Here is a 23,130-nt window from a genome sequence, read left to right as displayed (position 1 = left end):
GATTTTTTAACCAAACTCCGGTAATTGAATCGTTGCGAATTTGCTTTGACTAATTAACTGAGGTTTACAGTCCTAATTCAGCGTGCGAACCAAGTCTTACTAAACGTAAAACTGCTTTATCAACTTTTTGATAAATTAATACTAAGTCTGGTTTGATATGGCAATCACGATTCAATCTTGCGCACGCAACTCTTTCTTTAGGTCTTCGATGGAATAAACACCGGGTAAAAGTCCGCTCCGCGCTTCTTTGATAGCTGCAATAGTCGTTTCATTGGGAATGAGTGGATCAAATGGCAGAGCATGCTCTCTGGCTATTTTAGTTAATAATAATCTTACCGCATCGGACAGACTTAACCCCATTGCCTCTAGTACAATGCTGGCTTCTTTTTTAATTTCACCATCAATGCGCGCTTGAACAAGTTGTGTAGCAGCCATATTATCACTCCTCTATGCCTTGTATTACATTGTCGTTCAATTTCATTCAGAGTTCAAAATTGTTGTGGTTAACGCTGATGATGATTTTGCTCACTATCCATTGCAAAATATCCCTAACCTTATTATCATTCTCTTTTCGTTCTCTTTTTTATAGACAGGAGTAGCGCACTGACAGTGCGAAACTCCTGATAGACTCAAAGGTGGCGTCATGTTGATTCCTCTACTCACCCATTCTGTGCAAGCAGGTTTTCCTTCACCAGCGGAAAGCGATATAGAATCCCATTTAAGTCTCGATGATTACTTAATCGAACATAAAGCCGCAACGCTTTTTGTGCGAGTCAAAGGACTTTCGATGGTCGAAGCTGGAATTATTGAAAACGATATTTTAATTGTCGATCGCTCACTTAATCCCAGACAAGGAGATTTCGTCATCGCCTGCCTTAATAATGAATACACGCTTAAATTGTTTCATCTTGAAAAAAATAAAATTTGGCTCCTGCCAGCGAATCCCCATTTTTCTCGGATTGAACTCAAACCACACAGTGATAATTTTATTATGGGCGTGGTGTCCGGGGTGGTGAGAAAAATTCGATGACTCGTTTATTCGCTCTTATCGATTGTAATAATTTTTTTGTCTCGTGCGAGCGCGTCTTTCAACCCGAATTGCGTCAACGTCCCGTGATTGTATTATCCAGCAATGATGGCTGTGTGATTTCACGTTCCAACGAAGCCAAAGCATTAGGCATTAAGATGGGTGTGCCTTATTTTAAAATCCAAGCGCTTTGTAAACAACATAAGGTAAAAATTCGCTCTTCTAATTTTGGATTATATGGCGACTTATCGCAGCGGATAATTCAGGTAATTCATTCCTTTGAACCGCGTATCGAACAATATTCCATCGACGAAGTATTTGTTGAATTAACTGGCACTACCCTCATCAATGTAAATGCTTATTTACATCACCTGGTAGCCAGTATTGAAAAGCAGGTCGGAATTCCCGTTTCTCTCGGAGTAGGTCAAACGAAAACGTTAGCCAAAATAGCGGTTTTCCAAGCAAAAAAACAATTACATCAACCGGTATGTGTGCTGGGTGAGGATCTCTCGTTATTTCAAGCATTAAACCATACGCCCTTGTCAGAAGTGTGGGGAATTGGCAAACGCTGGTCAGAAAAATTAACTCGACAAGGAATTAGCACTGCGTATGAATTAAGCCAGATTAATCCTCAACAGGCACGCCAGCAATTCAATATTATTTTAGCAAATACCATTCAGGAATTGCGGGGAATATCGTGTCTTGATCTGGATAGCGTGTCCTCTCCTCGCCGAAACATTATTTCATCACGTTCTTTTGGTAAAACCCAAACCGATTTTTTCAGCATTGCCGAAGCACTCAGTAATTATGGCGCTCGCGCCTGTGAAAAACTCCGCGCGCAACGCTCACTCACCAAGAATATCCAAGTTTTTTTAAATACCAATCGTTTTGCGAAAAATATTCCTTATTACTCCCGAGCCGCGCAAGTAACTTTACCTCAATACACTAACGATACTGCAACGATTGTCTATTATGCTAAAAAAGGATTAAGCACTATTTTTAAAAACGGTTTAGCTTATCAAAAAGCAGGCATTATGTTGTGTGATTTAATTTCAGAAAACACCCCCATTCAATATGAGTTATTTTCAACAGAAGATCATCTCGATAAAAAAAATATCGATACTCGACAACGCGCGCAAAAAACCCTGGATGCCATCAACCAACGTTTTGGTCAAGATGTTCTTTATTTAGCCTGTCAAAAATTACAGCACGATAATTCATGGCGGGTAAAAAAAGAAAATTGCAGCCCGAGTTTTACTACGCGGTGGAATGAATTGCTGGTGATTTCGAAAGGATAAGACGTGTGGTTAATTTACTAAGCAACTGTTCAAAATCTTCGAGCTTGAGTCAGAAATTATCAATTTTTGAGGACAAGAGTGCAAAGTTAGTACCTAAATCACTCCCACTCGCTAATCAACGAGAGAGCGCTGACGTCGCACTTCGCTTAAACCGATTCCACACGCCACACTGACATTAAAACTATCTATTTCTCCATACATGGGAATAAATAATAAACCATCACAACTGTCTTGAGTCAATCGACGCAAGCCGCCTCCTTCGGCGCCTAAAACCAGTGCTAACGGTAGTGTTAAATCTGTCTGATATAAACATTCACTGCGATCGGTTTTAGCAAGCCCCCGCACCCAAATTCCTTTATCTTGCAGTGTTTTAATGCTGCGCGCCAAATTAGTGACCTGATAAATGGGCAACTGCATCATCGCCCCACTGGAAATTTTAGCAACTAAAGGAGTTAGTGTTGCGGATTTATCTTTGGGTAAGATAACCGCATCGACACCACACGCCAAAGCGGTGCGTAAACAGGCACCTAAATTTTGGGGATCTTGAATAGTGTCCAGCATTAATAACAAAGGAACGGTCGTTAAAATATCCAGTTGAGTGATTAAGTCTTGTTCTGGTTTAGGTAAAATAGGCAAACTTTGGATGACAATGCCTTGGTGATGGGGAGTCAACGCCAGCTTATCGAGACGTTCACGCGCTACCCATTCGATATTAATTGTTTGTTTTTGCGCTAATTGTTGAATTTCTTCACAGCGTTCATCACGCCGCTCGCGCGCTAAAAAAACCTGTTGGATCTGAGGAAAATGATATAAACACAATGCCCGGGAAACATGGTAACCATAATAATAAATTGACTTCATAAATTAATATTATCTTAAGAAAAAGATGGTATTATAGCACACTAATTTGCCACGATAGCGAAATTTAGGATCTGACAGGAGGTTTTATTATGGCAACCCTAACCGACATTTTAACTAAAAAAAAACCGAAAGCTACTGCACATTCCAACGATGCAGGATATTCTCAATTATGGCTGAATTCAAAAACGGGTATTGGGATCAAACATAAAACCCATTCACCGTTTACACTCCAAAAACATTCGGCAGAATATTCCAAAAGCATCACTCCACCCACCAATCCCACACCAACACGTGGATTTTTTGGCAATACCGATCACAAACTGAGTGCAGTGTTTCAACCACGCTACATGTATAACGGAGTTGCTAGTAATCCCTTTAGCAACCAAAACGAAACACCACAAAAACGTTTTTATTCCCCATACGAATTAGCGATGTTGCGGCAAGTAGGATACGTTGCCCACGAAGAAGAGCACGAAAAAGAAACGGAATAATCAAAAGAGCTGCGATTGCGTTAAGGCATGTTGACAATTCAGTATGCCGAACAGAATTTTTAACGCAGCGCATTGATTTTTTATACGCAGTTGCTCAAAAATCAACATCTTCTGAGAGCCTGTTCAAAGTTTCCAAGCTTGAGTCAGAAAGTGTCAATTTTTGAGCACCGGAGCGCAATTTACATGTCAGTAAATGAGCACCGGAGCACAGAAAATCGGCAGTTTATGACCAAGATTGGAGACTTTGAACAGGCTCTGAAGCAAGCTTGGAAATTTTAAATAAACTCTGACCTAATTAACGCCGTTTTTTACGGCGTTTTTTCTTTTCATTCCGGTTTATTTTTTTAGATTTTTTGCCTGAATAGGATTTGCCATTTCCAGCCAGATCAAAATCAATTTGTTTTTCATCCAAATTAACCCGCGCTAGCAAAACGGTGACTTTATCGCCGATGCGATACACTTGCCCACTCCGTTCACCTTTTAATTGGTGACGAATAGCATCGTAATGATAATAATCATTGCGCAATGCTGTAACGTGTACCAAACCTTCGACAAAAACATGATCTAACAAGATAAAAATACCAAATGGCGTCACTGAGCTGACTTGGCCTGTAAACGTTTGACCGACTTTATCTTGCATAAAACGACATTTTAACCAAGCAATCACATCCCACCCCGCTTCATCCGCCGCACGTTCGGTGTGGCTGCAATGAGCAGCAATTTCTGCGACTTTTTCTGCAGTATAGTGAAAAGATTCTTGTTGCAACGTGGCTAATAATGCGCGATGGACGAGCAGATCGGGATAACGGCGAATGGGTGAAGTAAAATGCGTATAGGCTGGATACGCCAAGGCAAAGTGTCCAATATTTTTTTCGCTATAAACCGCTTGGCACATGCTACGTAAAATGATGGTTTCCAACATTCGAGAATCTTCGCGCTGTTTAATGGTGGCAAGTAGTTGAGTAAAATCTTGCGCAGTCGGATTATGTTGCCCCCCTAATTTTAAGCCAAGCTCGCTTAATAATTGACGAAGTTCGGTTAATTTTTCTTGCTTAGGTTGCGCATGAATACGGAAAATTCCCGCTTGTTTGTGTTTAATTAATAAGTCAGCCGCACAGACATTAGCCACTAACATGCATTCTTCAATTAAACGATGCGCTTCATTGCGCTGACTTGCCACAATCGTTTTGATGTGATCATTTTCTACGATCACTCGTGCCTCAGGAAAATCAAAATCAATCGCACCGCGATGAAAACGTTGCCCGAGTAATTGTTGATAGACTTGATAAAGATTCATTAAATCCGTTTTGAAGGGATGATCGGCATTCTGCTCTACGACCTGCGCCACTTCATCGTAGGTTAAGCGCGCATGTGAACAAATCACCGCACGATAAAAACGATAGCGTTTTACTCGACCATTGGCAGAAATATTAGCTTCGCACACTAAGGTAAAACGATCCACCAAGGGTTTTAACGAACATAATCCGTTAGATAAAATTTCGGGCAACATGGGCACAACGCGATTGGGAAAATAAGCGGAATTGCCCCGTGCTAGCGCTTCGGTATCTAGAGCGGTGTGAGGTTTGACATAAAAACTCACATCAGCAATGGCCACAAATAAATTCGTAGATCCATCTTTTGCCAGTTCTGCATATACCGCGTCGTCAAAATCTTTAGCGTCTTGCCCATCGATAGTTACAAAATGAAGGCGTCGCAAATCCACGCGTTGAGAAGGATTCGGATCGGCAAGGGGTTGTTCGAATGCTTGGCATTCTTTCATCACTAATTCCGGCCATTCATGACGCAAGGCATGAGCGTGGATTGTGAGATTAACGGCTTCTTGTGGCGAAATTTCGTTACCTAATATTGTCAACACTTTTCCAGTCGGCGCACGGCGAAAATTAGGCACGTCTGGAATTAAACATTCTACCGCAACTATTTGACCCACCCTCGCGCCATTCATGTGTTCAGGTGGAATTAAAATATCGTGACTGATTACTGTGTTATTAGGTGTTAAATAAATAATGCCATTTTCACTGAAGAGGCGGCCAATAAATTCTTTGATCCCACGCTCTAAAATCTCAACCACAATCGCATAGTTACGATCGTGAATGACGACATCTGTTTTACGGATTAATACGTGATCGCCATCGAACACTAAACGCATTTGTTTCGGATCGAGGTAATAGCGATCATCGCTATTATCCAACCGCACAAATCCATGCCCTTCTTTTTGAGCAATAACGCGTCCGCGCATTAAATTCATTTTGGCAACAAGGCCGTAATTACCTCGACGATTACGCATGAGTTGCCCATCGCGCAACATAGCATTTAATCGTTTTTGTAACGCGTCTTCTTGCGCAGATTCTGTTATTCCAAAGGCTTCTAACATTATTTCAAACGCTACAGGGCTACCTTTTTCTTGCAAAAATTGCAAAATAAATTCGCGACTGGGGATGGGAAAGCGATAGCGTTTCGCTTCTAGTTCATGATAAGGATCGTTAATTTGCGTAATCCGTTGGTGTTTAGTCACATCCTATTCCTGTTCAATTAATGGGGTTGTGCCGGTTGTTGCAAGCGTTTTTCGATTGCACTCAGTAGCGATTGATAAGATTGGTTTTCAGCATACCAATAGGTTCCTGCTTGCGAGTCTGGAATTTTAACGGTGGTTAATTCACACACTTTAACCATTTCTTTACAACTTAATTCTGCGTGATCTTTCTTCTCAGTTGCCGTTGAAGAGGCATTACAGCTGAGTTGAAAATTAGGTTTATTGACCACAATGGCAGACCAAAAATTGGGTTTAAGATTGGATGCCCAGCCAGCACTGGCGCCAGTATGAGTCATTGGGTGATCAAATGTAAAGGATTTATCGCTAGTATTGTGCAATAAATAAAGATGAGTGCGAGAATTCTCAGCGTTTGTTGAATTTAATTGAATATAATTCCCCTGAAATTTAACCTCAGCCGAATGGCACTTCTGCCCTGTTGTTGAGGGGTGTGATGAAACAGCAAAGACGGTGGTAGTCAGTAACAATCCCGCAACGGTTGTAAAAATAAATTTACCCATAAATCCTCCAAAAATTGACTTAGTTAGGGGTGATGGTTTATCTTAATGAGCAGTATTTTGATACGTATTCAAGAAATAATCTAGATTTTTTTGCACATCAATATACAAAAAAATAAATTTATGCCGAGATGGTGAAATTGGTAGACACGCTAGTTTCAGGTACTAGTGGGGGAAACTCCGTGGAGGTTCAAGTCCTCTTCTCGGCACCAAATTAACTCTTAAGATTTATATTCAAAATGATTAGAGCCTGTTCAAAGTCTCCAAGCTTGAGTCAGAGAGTTTCGATTTTTGAGCGCCGGAGCACAGAAAATCGGCAGCTTATGACCAAGATTGAAGACTTTGAACAGGCTCTTAGATTTTAAGTAAGGCGCTAAATTAAAGCATGAAAAATATATTCCCATCGCACGCCATGATGTGGGTAACATTTGACGTGCGAAGTGTAGATCGGAAATTTTGAATAATCTCTTACGCGAGATTTTCTAAACTAACACTGTAATAACCTAATGATCCATAATCTGTATAACCGGTGGTAAGCGGATTACCCTGGCCACCGCCATCAACTTCTAAATAAAATGTTTGTGCTTCTGTTGATCCGGTATTAAAAATCAAATCCCAACTTAATTGATTGACAGGATTTGATTGTGCCAATATGGCGCCTGTAGCATCTTTTAAGGTGGCCATGACATCTAAATTGGCGCCCACAGCTAATGGATTGACTGATAATTTGAAACTATCACTGGCGGTAAATTTAAAGACATCCACATCGGTATTTTGTTCAATGACGCCTTCTGCGGCTAAACCCACGCCGAGATTGAGCAAGCTAGCTAATTCTAAAGTATTTCCATGATCATCAGCAGCGTAACCTAATTTTGAAGAAATCACCGCGAGATCATCTTGCTTATTATGAGCATTGGTATACTCGCCTTTGCTCCATTGCGTTAATTGTTGATAGTAACCAACTCCCATGATGGGCGCCCAACCATGACCGCTGCCATGTCCAGTATAATACGCCGTTTGCAAAGTCCCTGAAGAAGTCAGTAAGCCATCATGATATAAACCTAAGTTGTGACCTAATTCATGTGACGTAGCTTCTGCAATATAGCGCGCATTATTTTGTAAATTATCGCTAAAGACCCAGGCTGGTTTATAATTTTCAATATGCATTACATTTAGTGCAGCAACCCCACCTGCTGTTTCTCCTCGTTCACTGCTGGTGATCATCGCCATCAGTCGTTGGGAGGTGGGCGTATTATCATAGACTGATTGATCCGTTGTTATATTCACATCAAACGGCCGAAAATCTTCGCTGACTCTGCCCCACACATTAATAATGTCCGCTAATTCACTGGCACTAAAGGCATTGTAATTGGAGTCTTTACTATAAGCTTCGGAATAAAAATTACCCCAAGCATTGTTGGTTTGCCCACCATTAAAATCTAAAAATATCGTATATTTTGCATCAACATTACTATTTAAAATGGGCATGGCTAAAGGATCGGTTGAAGCCACATCGTCGTTAATAATGGTACCAATACCTAAATTATCAACTAAAGTCGCGCCCATTACATTAAATAAATTAAAATTCAAAGTCTCATTGCTTTCAAATTTATTATCACCTAGCACTTCAATTTCTACGGTTTTGGTTAATTCACCCGGATTAAAAAATATCGTGCCATTTTTATGAATGTAATCGGATTCAATCACAGCGCTTGCGGTACCATTACTGGTGGCAAAATTAACGGAAACACCTTCATGATTTGCATTTGATAAACTAATGTGAAATTGTAGAAAACGACTTTGGCCGTGCGCGCCTTCCACAACGGAAGCATCGCTCACTAACATGGTGGGAATAATGGTTTCACCATGAATAGTAATTTCAGCTTGCGCTAAATTACTCACACCACCTTGTTCGTCGGTAACTTTATACGTAAATTGCTCAAGGATTGATTGCCCGTCATTTAAATAACCAAATTGATTATTGGTGTTATACGTAAAATTACCATTGTCACTAATCGTCAAAATGGCACCTGAAGCTAGCGTAATCGTGGTTTGCGCTCCGATCGCAACGCCATTGACTTCGGTAATTTTGAACGCATGATTTTCCACATCAAAATCCACACCAAATCCATTATTGGCAAATAAATTACCGTGAATAATACTATTTTCAGCGGTTTGAAAAGCATCATTCATGGCAACGGGATTATCATTGATCCCATTCACCGTAATGCTAACTTGTGCTGAACTTGAATTAATTTGATCACTCATGGTGTAATTAAAAGTAATTGATGCCGATTCATTATTACCCAGCGCTTGAAATAAATCATGGGTATCAAATTGTAAATTACCCTGATTATCAAGCCAGACACTCACGCCCGATGCTAAGGTGACTATGTGGCCTATTGTCACCGTAATATTATTAATTTGAGTAATGGTCACGCTCGAACCTTGGATCACATCATTGGCTAATACATTTAAAGTAAACGGTGATTGATCTTCGGTTAAGCTAAAAGAATCTGCTTTCGCACTGATTGTCGGTTGTTGCTCAACTTGCACATTCATTTCTAATTTTTCAAAACTGATGGCACGCAAATTAAAACCAAATTGGTTAAAATCGAGTGATTTTCCTAAATTACTGTGAAAATAGTTGGATAATGCTGCTGAATATTGTTCAGCATTGGCATAAGAATACGTGGTGGCGAGTTGGTTTAATTCCGTATCAGTAAAATAAAAACGTAAAATGTCGCTGCCACCTTTTGCGTCATATAAATCTTGAGCACCGATATTTTCGCCATAATGATACACCATAATATCGGTATACGAACCACCGTAAATAGTGTCGTTGCCGGCACCACCATCGGCAGTATTATTTTTACCCATCATCGTAATTCGATCGTTACCATCGCCGCCATAAATCATGTTGTTATGACTGCTGCTGAGCACAGTAATCGTATCATCACCACTATCCGCATGAATGGTATTATATTGCGAACCATTAAATTGAATTTTATCATTACCATTTCCGGCATGAACGATATTATTATTTCCACGGAAATTCATAGTATCATTACCGTCATTAAGTGAAAAAATGGAATTATCGCCATTAAAACCTACCGTATCAATTCCAGCACCCGTGTTCAATTGATGATTATTGCCAGAAAGAGAAAAATTATTATTTCCGCTTAACACATCCGTCGTATTGTTATTACCGGCAATTGAAAATGAATTAACACCGCCATGAATTAATAATTGATTATTATTGCCTAATACGGTAATCGTATCGTTGCCTTCACCACTGGTAATCGTGTTTTCATCACCTCTCACATAAATAATATTATTACCACTGATATCTTGAATAAAATTATTAGCGCCCGTCACTTTAATATCATCATCACCTTCACCACCACTAACCATATTTTGATTACCGGTTAAAATAATTTGATCATTACCGCTTAATCCATATAAAAGATTTAAATCACCTTTAACGGAAATATAATCATTGCCACTGCCTGCATCGATAATACTGTTATTGCCGGTGTGATAGAGTTTATCATCGCCTGCTTCCGCATATAATTTATTATTATCGCCAAAGCTTGAAATAGAATCGCTGCCCATGCCCACATAGGCAATGTTATTACTGTTATAAAGTGCAATTGCATCATTACCTTCATGGGTGGTCACAGCATTATATTCGTTCATAAACATCAGCGCATAATCGCCGGTGTTAGGCGTCGTTTGATATTCTTGATATAGTGTCGGATCGATCGCTTGAGCGCAGATGGTACAGGCACAAATTGCCGTATTGTAGCCGACATAACCTTCTTGATCGCGTAATAATTCATTGCTGGTATTATTAAGTACTTTTAAGGTGACGCCCGTAGTGGATGTATTCGACATATCTAATTCCCCTCTGTACTGACTTAGTTTGCAAATTACTTTTCTAAGAATAGCAGCTGTATGAAATTTGTCCTGAAAAAACAATAATTTTTTAGGAATGAAATATGCACAAAAAGACGATTAAGAGAATGACAAAACTATGACAAATATTTTTAAGATCTTGGCATAAAAATTTCGTAAGCGTTTTCTGTGCCAAGTTGTCAACAAATTGCGTTGCATTGAATTTTTAGAATGATGATGAGCGTGGTTTAGCAAGAAGCGGTGATGGCGTAGTGCTATTATCTGCAATTTCACCATTTTCATGTTCTGCATTTTCGGCAGTAGCGCTCAATATTTGGATCCAATAATAGAGATCGTAATTTGCGCTAGGTGAAATAATTGATGCTGGCAAAAATTTATTAATATATTGAGTTAATGGATCCTGAGGTCGTGAGCTTGCTAATTCACGAAAAAAATTGGTATTAAGATTAATTTCTTGATAATTTTCCTCAATAAAATAGTGCGCATATTGCTGTGGTGTGATCAGAAATAAATGATTAGGACTTAATTCATCTAGGCAATTTGAATGTGCGCTCCATTTTTTAAATAAACATTTATCCTCATCCCAATTTAAATGAAACAATCTATTATAAAATTCGGTTTTATCTAAAATTTCAAAGATATTAATTAAGTCACTGGCACACATTGATTCATTCTCATTTTTTTTCTTGAGTGCATCATTCTTTTTACGTAACCCGTCGCAAACGGCTGCGGTTACAATCCCCACAAATTAGTAATTTTGATAGTTATCAATAACCTCTGCACAAAATTTAAAAAAACTATTCGCTTCAAAATAGCGCTGAATAAATTGCCCTGATGAATTTTTTGTTCTCACGGTTATGCTGTGGTCACCCGTGATTTTTAGGCTGGGATTATATTTATCAAACAAGGTCGTTAAATTTGATGAAGGATTTTGTGTATACATAACAATACCCTCGTTTTTAGTTTTAATTTAGCATAACACAAATAAAAAATTCTCTAAAGCAATAATAATATAAGTGCTCAAGAGTTGTGCGATATTTTTCAGCGTTGAATGGACTTATACTCTTCACACTTGAATTTAGTCTTTGTTAACTCGTGAAGAGGCTAAGATAGCTGTGGTTGAATATATCGAACGTTTTATAATAATTTTCGGCGCTCTAGCTTTTTAAATTATTTATCCCCTAACACATTTGAAATTCAAGCGTGAATATTATAGAGCTACTTGTCCATGAAGTTGGGTGAATTCCAATGAGACAGATGCGTCCTCCCGCGGTCATACTGCTGGATGACGTATTTTTCATTTGATGTAGCAACTAACATGATAAAATAAAATTTGCCTTACTTTCATAAAGTTTAGTATGATACAAAAATAATTTTAATTATTGCTATCTAAGAAAATTAACAATAAGAAAAGGAGTTTCTTAATGTTTGCAATTAATATTAATTTTTCTGGTTGGAAAATATATACAATATTGCAGAGTATTACTTCATTATCCTTGAATAATACACTCTACGTGAAAAATCTTTTTGCCGTGTTGTGTCTTAAAGCGACTGATAAAAATATTTTTCTAGAATTAAATAATTATATAACTAATACCTTGGGATTTAATGTATTGGGAGCAATATCCGATTCTAGTTATCCAATTACCTTATCGTTTAATGCGACGCTGATTTCCTTAGCAAAAACCTGTCATGGAACAATATTGAAATTACTTGGAAATACCACCACGTTACTTCCCGGTACACAAGCTGCAATCAATAATGCTGCGGTTGCTGTGGATGCTCATGACTGTGAGATATCATGGCTTTTTGAATCTTTAATTTCAGGTGGGGTCTTCGGTGTTGTCATCTTATTAGTAATTTTACTTCGTAGCTATCGCAAAGAATCCAATGTATCGGAAAATGAGGGATTAGCCAGCGGTGAGCAGTTTGCACATCACAATGAAGTCGCTATTGACCCACCAAATCCCTATCGTAGTGATTCAGAATCAGAAAAAGAAGGCGATAATCATCCTGTTCAAGAATCTTTTCAGAATGAAGGACCAACTTCACCCTAAAAAATTATTGTTCTTAGCAAAAGCCCCAAAGAGGAATTATTTATTATTTTCCTAAGTAATACGGCGTGAAAATATTTTTATTTCTCACTAAATTTTTTTAAAAATATCAATTAATTCAATTTCTGGTTGGACAGATACCTGTGACATAGTATTTTTAAGCTTCTCTAACTGGGCTTGATCTAACGCATTCAACAATTTAATTAATTCTTTAAGTAAAACCAAGCCCATTTTCCACAATCCACTCAGCATTGTAACGTTCATTTGGCAGGGCAAAATTATATATTTCTAAAAACATAGGTAAACGCATCCGTAGAGCTTCACTAATAGAGCTGGCTCCAGGTTTGCCAATGAAAAGATCAGCAACCTGATAATATTTTATAGTGGAATCACAATAGCTTATAACAATTTTATAATAACTTGTCTTTATGCGGATTAATTTTTTTTCTAAATCTTTATTTAATCCACATAGGAATATTACCTGTACAGATTTTGCTATTTGATTTAGAGCTAATGCAAGATTAATAGTATTATCACACGCATAATTGCCATAAGAAACTAATATTGTCGAAACATCTGGCTTTAGCACCATTACCATGCGCTCACGTGTACGATTAATTGGCGTATTTTGAGTAAATTCTTTATTAATTAATAAACCTGAAATCTGAAAAATTTGTTGTAGAGGGTATTTATGTTTTTTTGCTAGCTTATAAGCATGAGTGAATGAACCTTTTTATAAATTAAATTATAAACTTAAGTACTTCCCAAGCTTTTTATTAAATTTTTTAACTGTTTATTATTTTCTTTTATAAAAGTTAATGCGGTCTTACGAAGCCCATTAATATTATGTTGAGATGCATCTAGTGGATTTCCAATGCCGACAGGAAATTTATAATCCAAATAAAAAATATTCTGTTTGGACAACCCTAACAGTTGATTTTCGCCTAACTCTTCAATATACAAATGCAATAATTCATTATGATTACGGAATATCATCGCAATATAATCTTTTAAAGATGCCAGTAATCCATAGTCCTTATGTTGAGTAGCATGTGGTTTTTCGTAGCCAAGACCAACAAAAACTAAGATCTTAGGATTTTTGGGATATAATTTGTTTGCATAAATCAATGCGCTCATAATCGGATTATTAATCACCAAGGTAGGATCACAAAATAAAAAGTTTTTCTCAGAGTTTAAGGAATATACTTGTTGCGGATACATAACACCAGGAATCGCTGTGATCCCTCCTAGTAATTGATACACTAAAAAATTTTCTTTAATGCTGGAGCGCATCCGATTATAAAAAAATAAAGTTTTATGTTGTCTTATGTCATAACCAAAAATTAACACATTGCTCAAGAGTTGACTAAGTTGTATTTGGCCAAAATATTCACGCAAATCTTCTACCGTTGCTTGATTATTAATAAGTGGCATTAATAAACCATTCAGAGTAATAACTCTTCGCCATAGGCTAACTTTTAAATCTTTTTGAAAATTATTCGATAATATAGCCATTAAATCTGCCGCCGAGTAACGTGGAGCATCATGTTGATTGGATACAGTTAAACTGACTGCTTGCAAGGCACCTATAGAAGTTCCTGCAATGATATCAAATAATTCACTGATGGGCTTACCAGTTTTTCTTTCTATATATTCCAGCAAAGTCGTACTGGCAATGCCTTGCACCCCCCTCCCTCTAATACCAATATAGTAATAGGCTTATGCGGAGATATTGTTTCATAAAGAGCGAATGGAATGGCTAATTTCTTATTTGCATGAGTAATAACTTCCTGTTCTTTATAAAATTTTTCTATTTGTGCTAATTCATATTTTTTGAAACAGAAAATGCTGAAAAAGTAGACAAAAAAAATGAGGATTATGATTAAATTTAAGAGAGCAATTTTTTTGTAAACCATCATATTCTATTTTCATCTCCTTGAGTTTAACCCAAGCATGAAGAATTAACATCACATCCGTTGGAGTTAATTCTCATAATAATGCGATAAATTAGTCTATTTTTCAAAAACATCTCTTAACAAAATCGTTTGTTTACGATCGGGGCCTGTTGAAATTAAATCGATGGGGATCGCTAATAATTCTTCTATCCGTTTAATATAATTTTTAGCATTTTGGGGTAATTGTTCGTAATCTTGTATCCCAAATGTCGATTCTTGCCAGCCGGGTAATTCTTCGTAAATGGGTTCACATTGATTTAATAAAATCGCATCCATGGGGGGTGAAAAAATTTCCCCCTGAGGTGAACGATAGCTGGTACAAATTTTTATTGTTTCTAAACCATCGAGCACATCCAGTTTAGTTAACGCCAATGAGGTAAATGAATTCAAGCGGGCAACACGTCGTAAAATTACAATATCTAACCATCCACAACGACGAGGACGACCTGTTACCGTACCAAATTCGTGACCTTTTTCACGCATGCGCTCGCCAATAGAGTCGGATAATTCAGTTAAAAAAGGCCCTGAACCTACTCGCGTGGTATACGCTTTGGCGATCCCTAAAATTTCATCGATATTGCGTGGACCAAAACCACTACCGGTGCAAACTGCTCCTACCGTGGTATTTGAAGAGGTCACAAAAGGATAAGTGCCATGATCAATATCTAATAAAGTGCCCTGCGCGCCTTCAAATAATATATTTTCACCGTTTTGGTAAAGCTCCAAAATTTTTTCAGGCACATTAACGATCATCGGTTTAATGATTTCAGCATAACCATTTAATTCTTCTAAAAGAGCTTCGACATCGAAGGTATCCAAGCCATAATAATTTTTTAACATAAAATTATGATAATCGACAATTTCGATTAATTGCTCGCGTAATTGTTGCGGGTAATGCAAATAACCTAAACGCAACCCTCGGCGAGCTACTTTATCTTCATAGGCAGGACCAATGCCTTTACCAGTAGTTCCAATAGCATTTTTACCGCGGGCATTTTCACGTGCTTTATCGAGTGCGGCATGATAAGGCATGAGTAAAGGACATGATTCACTAACAAATAATCGATTTTTAACGGCAACGCCTTTATTTTCGAGATTTTGAATTTCTTCACACAGCGTTTGTGGAGAAACGACAACGCCATTACCAATAAAACATTGAGCATGCGCCCGCAAAATTCCTGATGGAATTAATCGTAGTGCTGTTTTTTCGCCGTTATTGACTAATGTGTGACCGGCATTATGACCACCTTGAAAACGCACCACAGCGTGCGCTTTATCGGTGATTAAATCGACAATTTTACCTTTGCCTTCATCGCCCCATTGGCTTCCTAAAATAACAATACTTTTTCCCATAATAGATTCTCAACCAAATTAAATATGAAATACAATAATCCAAATCACCGCGCCCGTTAAAAACACGATGAATGCAATTTTACGAATAGTGTGTAAATCAAGTTCCGCTAATTTACGCAAATGATTACGCCATTGTAAAGGGGCAATTAAAGGATATAAAGCCTCTGCAATTAAAAATAAAGCAAAGGCTCCTAATAAAACACGCCAAATATCCATCAGGCACCACTATGCTTTTTTGATGGCGCTTCCGCTTTTAACGATCCATTAATATTATTAAAATATTTAAAGAAATCGCCATCTGGGCTTAAAATTAGCATATTTTTCGCATTATCGAAAATATCCTGATATGCAGTCATACTCCGATAAAAAGAATAAAACTGTGGATCTTTTTGAAAGGCATCCGCATAAATTTCTGAAGCTTTCGCTAAACCAAATGCTTGCAACTCTTTTACTTCGCGTTGTGCGGTGGCAATAATCTGGATACGTTCACCGTCGGCTTCAGCACGAATTTCTGCGGCTTGACGTTCACCATCCGCACGATTTTTATTGGCAACCGTTTCCCAACGAGCAATCATACTTTGAAATAAGGCTTTTTTCACAGCATCCGGTAGATCTAACGATGTTAAGCGTAAATCGACAATTTCAATGCCTAGATCTTTCACACTGTCTGATACCTCACTACGCAAACGCTGCATGATATCTTCACGATCCAAGGCCACAATATCAGTTAATGAACGCGATTTAAAATCTGCACGCATCGAATTATTAATTTTATTTTCCATCAAACTTTCAGCATTACTAATTTTACCACTAACGGATGTATAGAATTTCGCTAAATTAACAATCCGCCATTTGACATAATAGTCGACCTGAAAATAGGTATCGTTTTCGATATACATGCGCGATGATTTTGCGACATTCGTTTGGATACGCGTATCAAATGTGAGTAGTTGATCAACAAACGGCATTTTAAAATGAAGACCAGGGCCGAATATTTTTGGCTCATTGGGAGTAACTTCACGAATTTTACCGAGCCGTGAAATCATTCCCGCTTGTCCTTGCTGAACAGTATAAATACTCGAAGCAATTAAGAGTAAAACAATAAATGCGAATAAAATACTAAATGTTTTGGCTGGGGTCATTTAGCGTATCTCCCGAGTTTGATTGCGTCCAGAGGGTGAATTACCGCGACGATAATTGGATGAGTTATTGCTTGCCATTTGTGTTGGATTATTTTGCGCAGCAGCGGTTTGCTGATCTAAACGCAAGGGTATATCCCCAGCCGTTTGTTCTGGAGGCAGTTTAATGGTTTGTAGGTTTTTATTGCTTGATAAATTTTGTTCTTGCATGAGTTGCGCCAGTGGCAAATACAATACATTGCTGCCTTTAGTGTCTACAAGCAATTTAGAACTGTGATTTAATACCGATTCAATGGTACTTAGATATAAACGCTCGCGTGTGACTTGGGGCGATTTTTCATATTCCGGTAAAATCGCATTAAATGCTGCGACACCACCTTGTGCGTTTAAAATAATTTTATCGCGATCCGCTTTAGCAAGTTGCACAATCCGTGCTGCCTCTCCTCGTGCCTTGGGCAAGACATCGGCACTGTAAGCGCGAGCTTGGTTGATGATCCGTTTTTTGTCTTCGCGTGCGCTGTTTGCATCGTCATATGCTTCGGAAACATTACCTTCTTGCGGAGGCTTAACGTGCTGCAAGTTAACATCGGTAATGATTAAACCGGTGTTGTAAGCTTTCATCGAATTTTTTAACGTACTCGCAATTTCATCGCGAATTAAGTCGTGTAATTTTTGCGGATCGACTTTTGCTAAGTGTTCCATTTTTTCAGGCGCTGCCGTTTCCACAGTTTCATTATCATCGGGTAATGTTAAATTAACGTCTAAAGGAACATTTTCTACAGGCAATACCGTATTGAGCTTCACTCGCCCCACCACTTGACGTACTGCCGCAGCCGTTGCTTGCTTTAAAGTCCCCACAGGATCGACTACGTTGAATAAATATTTTTCTGGATCGGCAATGCGATATAACACCGCTAATTTCACACTCACCATATAGGTGTCGCGCGTGAGCACTTCTGCCGGATATTCTAAGGTGCTAATTTGTTTAACATTCAATACTTCTTTGGTTTCAAAAAAACGCGCTAGCCAGTGAGGGCCTGGGCCTTCTGTGGTTAAGTAGCGCCCAAAACGTAACACTACGGCTTGTTGTGCAGGGCCGACAATATAGATCCCCGCTAAAACCCACACTAATAAAATCACACCGAGAATCGCCACAATAGGTTTGAGACTTAAGGTAAAATTACCTGAAAAATTACCACCCGATGAACTGCCACGAGATCCGGAAGATTTGCCGGAGAATTTTTTCACGAATTTACGCAACGCTTCTTCTAAATCGGGTAAACCATCGGATGATTTATTCGGTTGGCGTTTCCAGGGATCGCGTTGTTTAACGTCATTATCGTCTTTTTCATCTTTGTCCTTGCCAGGCTCATTCCAAGGCATAAGCAACAACCTCGCTGTTGTGGGTTTATAGTCATCGCGCAATTAAGAGCGCGACTGTTATAGTACTGATTAAATTGTTTTTTGTCGAATAGCTTTGTGGAAAAATTTTATTCTGACATTGTGTGTAATAAAAAAATTCATTACTGATGATGAGCGAATAACCGTTGATATTCGGGTTTTGCTAAGCGAATGGATAATAAAAAATTGCCCGTTTCATCGATACTCTCGCTAACAATTGCACCAAGATGATATAACTCTGCACGTAATTTCGCTTCTTGCGGGAGTAAAATAATTTTTTTAACAATATAATCGTGAGCCAAGCGTTCAGCAATCGCCTGGCGTAATAAATCGATACCAAGATGATAATGTGCCGAAATATTCACGCGTTGAATAATACCATTTTCCGTGCGTTCAATCCGTGGTTCAGCGTTGGGAAGTCGATCGATTTTATTATACACTTCAATACAAGGCACTTTATCCGCATGAATTTGTTTTAATACTTTCTTCACTTGGTCGGCGTGTAAATGACGTTCATCCGCAGCGCTATCAATGACATGAAGTAACAGATCGGCTTCGCGCGTTTCTTCTAGTGTGGCATGAAATGCTTCAATAAGATTATGCGGTAAATCGCGAATAAATCCGACGGTATCGGCTAAAACAATTTCGCCGACGGGCGGTAAAAATAATCGTCGTAGTGTGGGATCGAGCGTTGCAAATAATTGATCGGCAGCGAAGACATTGGCATCCACTAAGCTATTAAATAAGGTAGATTTTCCCGCATTGGTATAGCCCACCAAGGCAACCGTAGGCACCGCATGACGCACACGTTTCGCCCGCGCTAATTCGCGTTGCATTTTTACTTTTTCTAAACGTTTTTGAATATGAAGAATTCTGCCTTTCACCAAACGTCTATCGGTTTCAAGCTGGGTTTCGCCTGGCCCTCGTAAACCAATTCCACCTTTTTGACGCTCTAAATGCGACCAACCACGCACTAAGCGAGTGGATAAATGATGCAGTTGGGCTAATTCAACTTGCAGTTTACCAGCAAATGAACGGGCACGTTGCGCGAAAATATCTAAGATTAAACCCGTGCGATCGAGTACGCGTGCTTGCAACGCGGTTTCGAGATTGCGTTCTTGAGCAGGTGATAAGGTTTGATTAATAATCACAAGCTCTGCGCCTGAGGATTGCAGAGCTTGTTTAATTTCTTCGACTTTGCCAAGACCCACAAAATAACGGGCATCAGGCCGAGGTCGTTTTGCACTAATCAGTGATGGAATTTCAGCACCAGCGGCTTGCGCTAATAATTGAAACTCTTCTTTCTCGCCAGGTTGTTCGTCTTGCTGACTCACAACAACGTAAACCAAAATACAGCGATTACTATTAGTGATGGGTCTGTCTAACAAAGTTTACCTAACAACTAAATAATATTACCACCGTCTTCGTCACCAGGCATTGGCGCCATTTTGACATTGCGCGCTGGAACGATAGTGGAAATAGCATGTTTATACACCATTTGGTTAACAGTATTTCTTAATAACACCACGAATTGATCGAATGATTCGACTTGTCCTTGTAACTTAATACCATTGACCAAATAAATCGACACCGGAATTTTTTCTTTGCGTAGTGCATTTAAAAAAGGGTCTTGTAAGCTCTGCCCTCTTGACATCGTTTGTTCTCCTTCCCTTATTCGTTATCAACATTAAAACACTGCGGTTTGCTTAGAGCCTGTTTAAAATTTCTTAGGTTTAAAATGCTACAGATTTAGCCTATCATCAGAAATTTTAAACAGGCTCTTGTCGCGCCCAAAACACCGCAAATTAAGGCTGCCTAGTCTATCATGCCTTATTTAAAATAAGCAATTAACTTGTCATTTTTTTATTGCTTAAATTAAAGTAAGCAAGGATGCAATGCGTTCACTCACTAATTTAAAAACCAAATGAGTTTTATCCGCATTATCGCTATTAACAGCGTGCAATTCTGGCCAATTTCTTAACCACGTTAATTGCCGCTTTGCCAGTTGTCGAGTGGCGACAATACCCTTCTGACACATTTCATTATAAGAATAAACACCGTCTAAATATTGCCAAATTTGACGATATCCCACTGCACGCATTGCCGGTAAATCGAGATGTAAATCTTCACGTGCTCGCAGCTTTTCCACCTCTTCAATAAATCCCATTTTTAGCATCTGCAAAAAACGATTCTCGATGCTTTGATGTAAAAATTTACGATCTTCTGGGATTAATCCAATATTAAAAAATTGATAGGGTAAATCATTCGGTGGCTGTTGAAAAAAATAATCACTCAAGGGTTTGCCAGTTAAATAAAATACTTCCAGGGCGCGCTGCAAGCGTTGCGGATCGTTAGGATGTATTCTTTTTGCCGACTGAGGATCGATTTTCGTTAATTCTTCATGCAGTGCCGTCCATCCTACTTTTTGGGCTTTATGATCGATTGCTTGGCGGAGTTGAGGTTCTGCCTCGGGTAAGACGGCGATACCTTGCTGCAGAATGCGATAATACAGCATGGTTCCACCCACTAATAAGGGAATCTTTTTATGGCGAAAAATTTTTTCAATCGCAAGAACAGCATCCTCACGAAATTGCGCCGCAGAATACGCTTGGCTGGGATCGCAGACATCGATGAGATAATGAGGAATTTGAGCTAAAGTTTCATTATCGGGTTTGGCTGTACCAATATTCATAGTCCGATAAACCATCGCCGAATCCACGCTCACAATTTCTAACGGAAATTCCTGCGCTAAATTCACGGCAATATCACTTTTCCCACTGGCAGTAGGGCCCATTAAACAAAAAATGGTTATTTTTTCTGACTTCAAGAGAGCTTCGCCATATTCGTGAGTGAAATTTGTTGCCAAATTCCCTCGTTATTTTTATTTTCTAATTTTTCGATATCTCGCAATAAGATATTCATTTCTTGGGGAGATAAACGATTACGTTGTTTATTAACGCCATGTTGTGCTAATTCGTATACTATTTTCTCAGCATTAAAACGCTTTTTAGTTTGTATAAACTCTAAGCCTGCCGTTAATAATTCACGAAAATTAGCATTGCGAAGTAATTTGGGTAATTTTCTTAGTACGATAGCTTCTTCATTTAACCGATCTATTTCAATTCCATATTGATTAAATACCGTCTGAATGTGATCAAAATTATTTAATAATTTTTCGGAAACAGCAATGGTTTCAGGGATTAATAGAGGTTGAACAACAATAGCGTTTTGATTAAATTGATTCAGCAATCGTTGATAAATTAATATTTGCTGTGCTTTCTCCACATTTAATAAAATTAATCCTTCACTATTTTCCGCAATAATATATTTTTCGTGAACTTGCGCAAGCGCACGTCCTAGAGGTCCATTGGCTAAATCAGGCTCGGGTTTAATTTCTGGAGAGTCATATAACTTATTCGCAGCCGTTTCATGATAATAATAGGGTTCACTCGGTTCGTGAAGTCGATGAGATTGCGTGGGTATCGATTGCGCGTAATCATCGTCCTGAGAAACCGGGCGTACCGTTTGCGTATTCGCATAATCAAATTTTAAATTAACGACTTCTGTGGATTTTGCTAATGCTTCTTGAATAGCACTGGTAATAAAATCGTGAACTAAACGCGCTTCACTAAAACGTACTTCGTGTTTAGTCGGATGAACATTGACATCAACCTCACCGGGATTGATATTTAAATATAACGCATAAGCGGGATAACGCCCTTCCGCTAATTTATCGCCATAGGCTTGACGAATAGCATGAGAAATTAATTTATCTTTAATGACTCGGGCATTAACAAAAAAAGATTGTAAATCGGCTTGATTGCGCGTGAACTCTGGCACAGCAATCCATCCAGTTAATTGCAACCCATTGCGCTCCATATCAATCGCGACCGCATGACGCATAAAATTTGAACCGTATAATTTTGCTAACCGTTGTTCTTTATTTAAAATATCGTGTGCCGGTTTAAATTCAAAGACACTGCGTTTATTGTGTTTAAAGCTAATTCCAATATCAAAACGACTCAAGGCTAACTTACGGATCATTTCTTCAATGTGATTAAATTCCGTTTTTTCGGTACGCAAAAATTTGCGCCGCGCGGGCGTATTGTAAAACAAATCGCGCACTTCCACGGTGGTACCATCGTTGTGAGCAACGGGCACTAATGAAGGCTCTTGATCGTTTCCTTCCACTTGAATACGCCAAGCCGAGCGATGCCCTGCCATGCGCGAACTTAAACTTAAACGTGACACTGCAGCAATGCTTGCCAAGGCTTCACCACGAAAACCTAAACTCATAATTTCACGTAAATCATCGGTTTTGCGAATTTTGCTGGTAGCATGACGCGCTAACGCGTTCGGTAAATCTTCTTTGGGTATGCCACAACCATTATCACGCACCCGAATTAATCGCAAGCCACCGCGCTCAATATCAATTTCAATACGTTTCGCGCCGCTATCGATGGCATTTTCCACTAATTCTTTTACCACCGAATAAGGTCTTTCGACAACTTCACCCGCCGCAATTTGATTAGCGACTAATTTATCTAACACTCGAATTTGCATAACA

22 protein-coding genes and 1 tRNA gene are annotated in these 23,130 nt (G+C 38.7%); 5 read left to right on the top strand and 18 right to left on the bottom strand.

What is annotated here, in order from left to right; translation table 11 throughout:
* Window positions 1-64 precede the first annotated feature (64 nt).
* On the bottom strand, window positions 65-175 hold the full coding sequence (locus KIT27_07525) for a type II toxin-antitoxin system mRNA interferase toxin, RelE/StbE family (protein ID MCW5589501.1): 111 nt from the start codon (window positions 173-175) through the stop codon (window positions 65-67).
* Entirely contained in the window at window positions 172-435 is a 264-nt protein-coding gene (locus tag KIT27_07520) for a type II toxin-antitoxin system RelB/DinJ family antitoxin (protein ID MCW5589500.1), read from the bottom strand. Before KIT27_07520 ends, KIT27_07525 begins: the two co-directional genes overlap by 4 nt.
* Window positions 436-643: 208 nt before the next feature.
* Here KIT27_07520 and umuD point away from each other — a divergent pair, with 208 nt between their 5' ends.
* Entirely contained in the window at window positions 644-1,030 is a 387-nt protein-coding gene (gene umuD / locus KIT27_07515) for a translesion error-prone DNA polymerase V autoproteolytic subunit (protein ID MCW5589499.1), read from the top strand.
* Window positions 1,027-2,325, top strand: coding sequence for a Y-family DNA polymerase (locus tag KIT27_07510; GenBank protein MCW5589498.1), 1,299 nt, complete (start codon window positions 1,027-1,029; stop codon window positions 2,323-2,325). The genes umuD and KIT27_07510 overlap by 4 nt, the downstream gene beginning before the upstream one ends.
* 111 nt (window positions 2,326-2,436) lie before the next feature.
* Here the strand turns inward: KIT27_07510 and rlmB are convergent, their stop codons facing one another.
* Window positions 2,437-3,186 carry a 23S rRNA (guanosine(2251)-2'-O)-methyltransferase RlmB gene (rlmB, locus tag KIT27_07505; GenBank protein MCW5589497.1) on the bottom strand — a complete coding sequence of 250 codons (750 nt, stop codon included), beginning with the start codon at window positions 3,184-3,186 and terminating at the stop codon, window positions 2,437-2,439.
* Window positions 3,187-3,275: 89 nt separating this feature from the next.
* Between rlmB and KIT27_07500 the strand changes: the two genes are divergently transcribed.
* The gene (locus KIT27_07500; GenBank protein ID MCW5589496.1) at window positions 3,276-3,677 is read left to right on the top strand and encodes a hypothetical protein; all 402 of its coding nucleotides are present in this window, start codon (window positions 3,276-3,278) and stop codon (window positions 3,675-3,677) included.
* 295 nt (window positions 3,678-3,972) lie between these two features.
* Here the strand turns inward: KIT27_07500 and rnr are convergent, their stop codons facing one another.
* Together rnr and KIT27_07490 are read right to left on the bottom strand one after the other, a co-directional pair.
* Complete coding sequence (gene rnr, locus KIT27_07495) at window positions 3,973-6,210, bottom strand: ribonuclease R (GenBank protein ID MCW5589495.1); 2,238 nt, start codon at window positions 6,208-6,210, stop codon at window positions 3,973-3,975.
* Window positions 6,211-6,227: 17 nt separating this feature from the next.
* Window positions 6,228-6,746: a hypothetical protein gene (locus tag KIT27_07490; GenBank protein ID MCW5589494.1), complete on the bottom strand. Its 519-nt coding sequence runs from the start codon at window positions 6,744-6,746 to the stop codon at window positions 6,228-6,230.
* 122 nt (window positions 6,747-6,868) lie between these two features.
* Between KIT27_07490 and KIT27_07485 the strand changes: the two genes are divergently transcribed.
* Window positions 6,869-6,955 (top strand) — tRNA-Leu (locus KIT27_07485).
* A gap of 256 nt (window positions 6,956-7,211) precedes the next feature.
* Here KIT27_07485 and KIT27_07480 read toward each other — a convergent pair.
* The 3 genes from KIT27_07480 to KIT27_07470 all read right to left on the bottom strand — a co-directional run bounded on the left by KIT27_07480 (window position 7,212) and on the right by KIT27_07470 (window position 11,604).
* On the bottom strand, window positions 7,212-10,640 hold the full coding sequence (locus tag KIT27_07480; protein ID MCW5589493.1) for a VCBS domain-containing protein: 3,429 nt from the start codon (window positions 10,638-10,640) through the stop codon (window positions 7,212-7,214).
* Between the two features lie 226 nt (window positions 10,641-10,866).
* On the bottom strand, window positions 10,867-11,325 hold the full coding sequence (locus tag KIT27_07475; protein ID MCW5589492.1) for a hypothetical protein: 459 nt from the start codon (window positions 11,323-11,325) through the stop codon (window positions 10,867-10,869).
* 84 nt (window positions 11,326-11,409) lie between these two features.
* A complete protein-coding gene (locus KIT27_07470; protein ID MCW5589491.1) occupies window positions 11,410-11,604 on the bottom strand; it encodes a hypothetical protein in 195 nt (64 codons plus the stop codon).
* A gap of 481 nt (window positions 11,605-12,085) precedes the next feature.
* Between KIT27_07470 and KIT27_07465 the strand changes: the two genes are divergently transcribed.
* Window positions 12,086-12,718, top strand: a complete 633-nt coding sequence (locus tag KIT27_07465; GenBank protein ID MCW5589490.1) for a hypothetical protein — start codon at window positions 12,086-12,088, stop codon at window positions 12,716-12,718.
* Between the two features lie 208 nt (window positions 12,719-12,926).
* On the opposite strand, the gene KIT27_07460 is transcribed toward KIT27_07465, so the two are convergent.
* The 10 genes from KIT27_07460 to mutL form a co-directional block, all read right to left on the bottom strand.
* Window positions 12,927-13,313 (bottom strand): hypothetical protein, encoded by a 387-nt coding sequence (locus tag KIT27_07460; GenBank protein ID MCW5589489.1) that lies wholly within the window; start codon window positions 13,311-13,313, stop codon window positions 12,927-12,929.
* A 155-nt stretch (window positions 13,314-13,468) separates the two neighbouring features.
* Window positions 13,469-14,401, bottom strand: a complete 933-nt coding sequence (locus KIT27_07455; GenBank protein MCW5589488.1) for a patatin-like phospholipase family protein — start codon at window positions 14,399-14,401, stop codon at window positions 13,469-13,471.
* 326 nt (window positions 14,402-14,727) lie between these two features.
* Entirely contained in the window at window positions 14,728-16,023 is a 1,296-nt protein-coding gene (locus KIT27_07450; GenBank protein MCW5589487.1) for an adenylosuccinate synthase, read from the bottom strand.
* Between the two features lie 18 nt (window positions 16,024-16,041).
* Entirely contained in the window at window positions 16,042-16,239 is a 198-nt protein-coding gene (locus tag KIT27_07445) for a DUF2065 domain-containing protein (GenBank protein MCW5589486.1), read from the bottom strand.
* Window positions 16,239-17,165 (bottom strand): protease modulator HflC, encoded by a 927-nt coding sequence (locus KIT27_07440; GenBank protein ID MCW5589485.1) that lies wholly within the window; start codon window positions 17,163-17,165, stop codon window positions 16,239-16,241. Before KIT27_07440 ends, KIT27_07445 begins: the two co-directional genes overlap by 1 nt.
* Window positions 17,166-18,545, bottom strand: a complete 1,380-nt coding sequence (locus KIT27_07435; GenBank protein ID MCW5589484.1) for a protease modulator HflK — start codon at window positions 18,543-18,545, stop codon at window positions 17,166-17,168.
* Window positions 18,546-18,685: 140 nt separating this feature from the next.
* Window positions 18,686-19,951 carry a GTPase HflX gene (gene hflX / locus KIT27_07430; GenBank protein ID MCW5589483.1) on the bottom strand — a complete coding sequence of 422 codons (1,266 nt, stop codon included), beginning with the start codon at window positions 19,949-19,951 and terminating at the stop codon, window positions 18,686-18,688.
* 14 nt (window positions 19,952-19,965) lie between these two features.
* Window positions 19,966-20,217, bottom strand: a complete 252-nt coding sequence (hfq, locus tag KIT27_07425; protein ID MCW5589482.1) for an RNA chaperone Hfq — start codon at window positions 20,215-20,217, stop codon at window positions 19,966-19,968.
* Window positions 20,218-20,433: 216 nt separating this feature from the next.
* Window positions 20,434-21,357 (bottom strand): tRNA (adenosine(37)-N6)-dimethylallyltransferase MiaA, encoded by a 924-nt coding sequence (gene miaA, locus KIT27_07420; GenBank protein ID MCW5589481.1) that lies wholly within the window; start codon window positions 21,355-21,357, stop codon window positions 20,434-20,436.
* Between the two features lie 29 nt (window positions 21,358-21,386).
* Window positions 21,387-23,126 (bottom strand): DNA mismatch repair endonuclease MutL, encoded by a 1,740-nt coding sequence (mutL, locus tag KIT27_07415; GenBank protein MCW5589480.1) that lies wholly within the window; start codon window positions 23,124-23,126, stop codon window positions 21,387-21,389.
* Window positions 23,127-23,130: the final 4 nt, after the last annotated feature.

The sequence above is a fragment of the Legionellales bacterium genome (genome assembly GCA_026125385.1).
Classification (GTDB): domain Bacteria; phylum Pseudomonadota; class Gammaproteobacteria; order JAHCLG01; family JAHCLG01; genus JAHCLG01.
This window is presented reverse-complemented; position numbering and strand designations above follow the sequence as displayed.

Excerpts from the sequence above, each read along its gene's own strand:
- KIT27_07435 (MCW5589484.1), bottom strand. The coding sequence starts at position 18,545 with ATGCCTTGGAATGAGCCTGGCAAGGACAAAGATGAAAAAGACGATAAT.
- umuD (MCW5589499.1), top strand. The coding sequence starts at position 644 with ATGTTGATTCCTCTACTCACCCATTCTGTGCAAGCAGGTTTTCCTTCA.
- KIT27_07440 (MCW5589485.1), bottom strand. The coding sequence starts at position 17,165 with ATGACCCCAGCCAAAACATTTAGTATTTTATTCGCATTTATTGTTTTA.
- KIT27_07510 (MCW5589498.1), top strand. The coding sequence starts at position 1,027 with ATGACTCGTTTATTCGCTCTTATCGATTGTAATAATTTTTTTGTCTCG.
- KIT27_07480 (MCW5589493.1), bottom strand. The coding sequence starts at position 10,640 with ATGTCGAATACATCCACTACGGGCGTCACCTTAAAAGTACTTAATAAT.
- KIT27_07450 (MCW5589487.1), bottom strand. The coding sequence starts at position 16,023 with ATGGGAAAAAGTATTGTTATTTTAGGAAGCCAATGGGGCGATGAAGGC.
- KIT27_07490 (MCW5589494.1), bottom strand. The coding sequence starts at position 6,746 with ATGGGTAAATTTATTTTTACAACCGTTGCGGGATTGTTACTGACTACC.
- hfq (MCW5589482.1), bottom strand. The coding sequence starts at position 20,217 with ATGTCAAGAGGGCAGAGCTTACAAGACCCTTTTTTAAATGCACTACGC.
- rlmB (MCW5589497.1), bottom strand. The coding sequence starts at position 3,186 with ATGAAGTCAATTTATTATTATGGTTACCATGTTTCCCGGGCATTGTGT.
- miaA (MCW5589481.1), bottom strand. The coding sequence starts at position 21,357 with ATGGGCCCTACTGCCAGTGGGAAAAGTGATATTGCCGTGAATTTAGCG.
- KIT27_07520 (MCW5589500.1), bottom strand. The coding sequence starts at position 435 with ATGGCTGCTACACAACTTGTTCAAGCGCGCATTGATGGTGAAATTAAA.
- KIT27_07470 (MCW5589491.1), bottom strand. The coding sequence starts at position 11,604 with ATGTATACACAAAATCCTTCATCAAATTTAACGACCTTGTTTGATAAA.
- mutL (MCW5589480.1), bottom strand. The coding sequence starts at position 23,126 with ATGCAAATTCGAGTGTTAGATAAATTAGTCGCTAATCAAATTGCGGCG.
- KIT27_07475 (MCW5589492.1), bottom strand. The coding sequence starts at position 11,325 with ATGTGTGCCAGTGACTTAATTAATATCTTTGAAATTTTAGATAAAACC.
- KIT27_07445 (MCW5589486.1), bottom strand. The coding sequence starts at position 16,239 with ATGGATATTTGGCGTGTTTTATTAGGAGCCTTTGCTTTATTTTTAATT.
- KIT27_07465 (MCW5589490.1), top strand. The coding sequence starts at position 12,086 with ATGTTTGCAATTAATATTAATTTTTCTGGTTGGAAAATATATACAATA.
- KIT27_07460 (MCW5589489.1), bottom strand. The coding sequence starts at position 13,313 with ATGGTAATGGTGCTAAAGCCAGATGTTTCGACAATATTAGTTTCTTAT.
- KIT27_07500 (MCW5589496.1), top strand. The coding sequence starts at position 3,276 with ATGGCAACCCTAACCGACATTTTAACTAAAAAAAAACCGAAAGCTACT.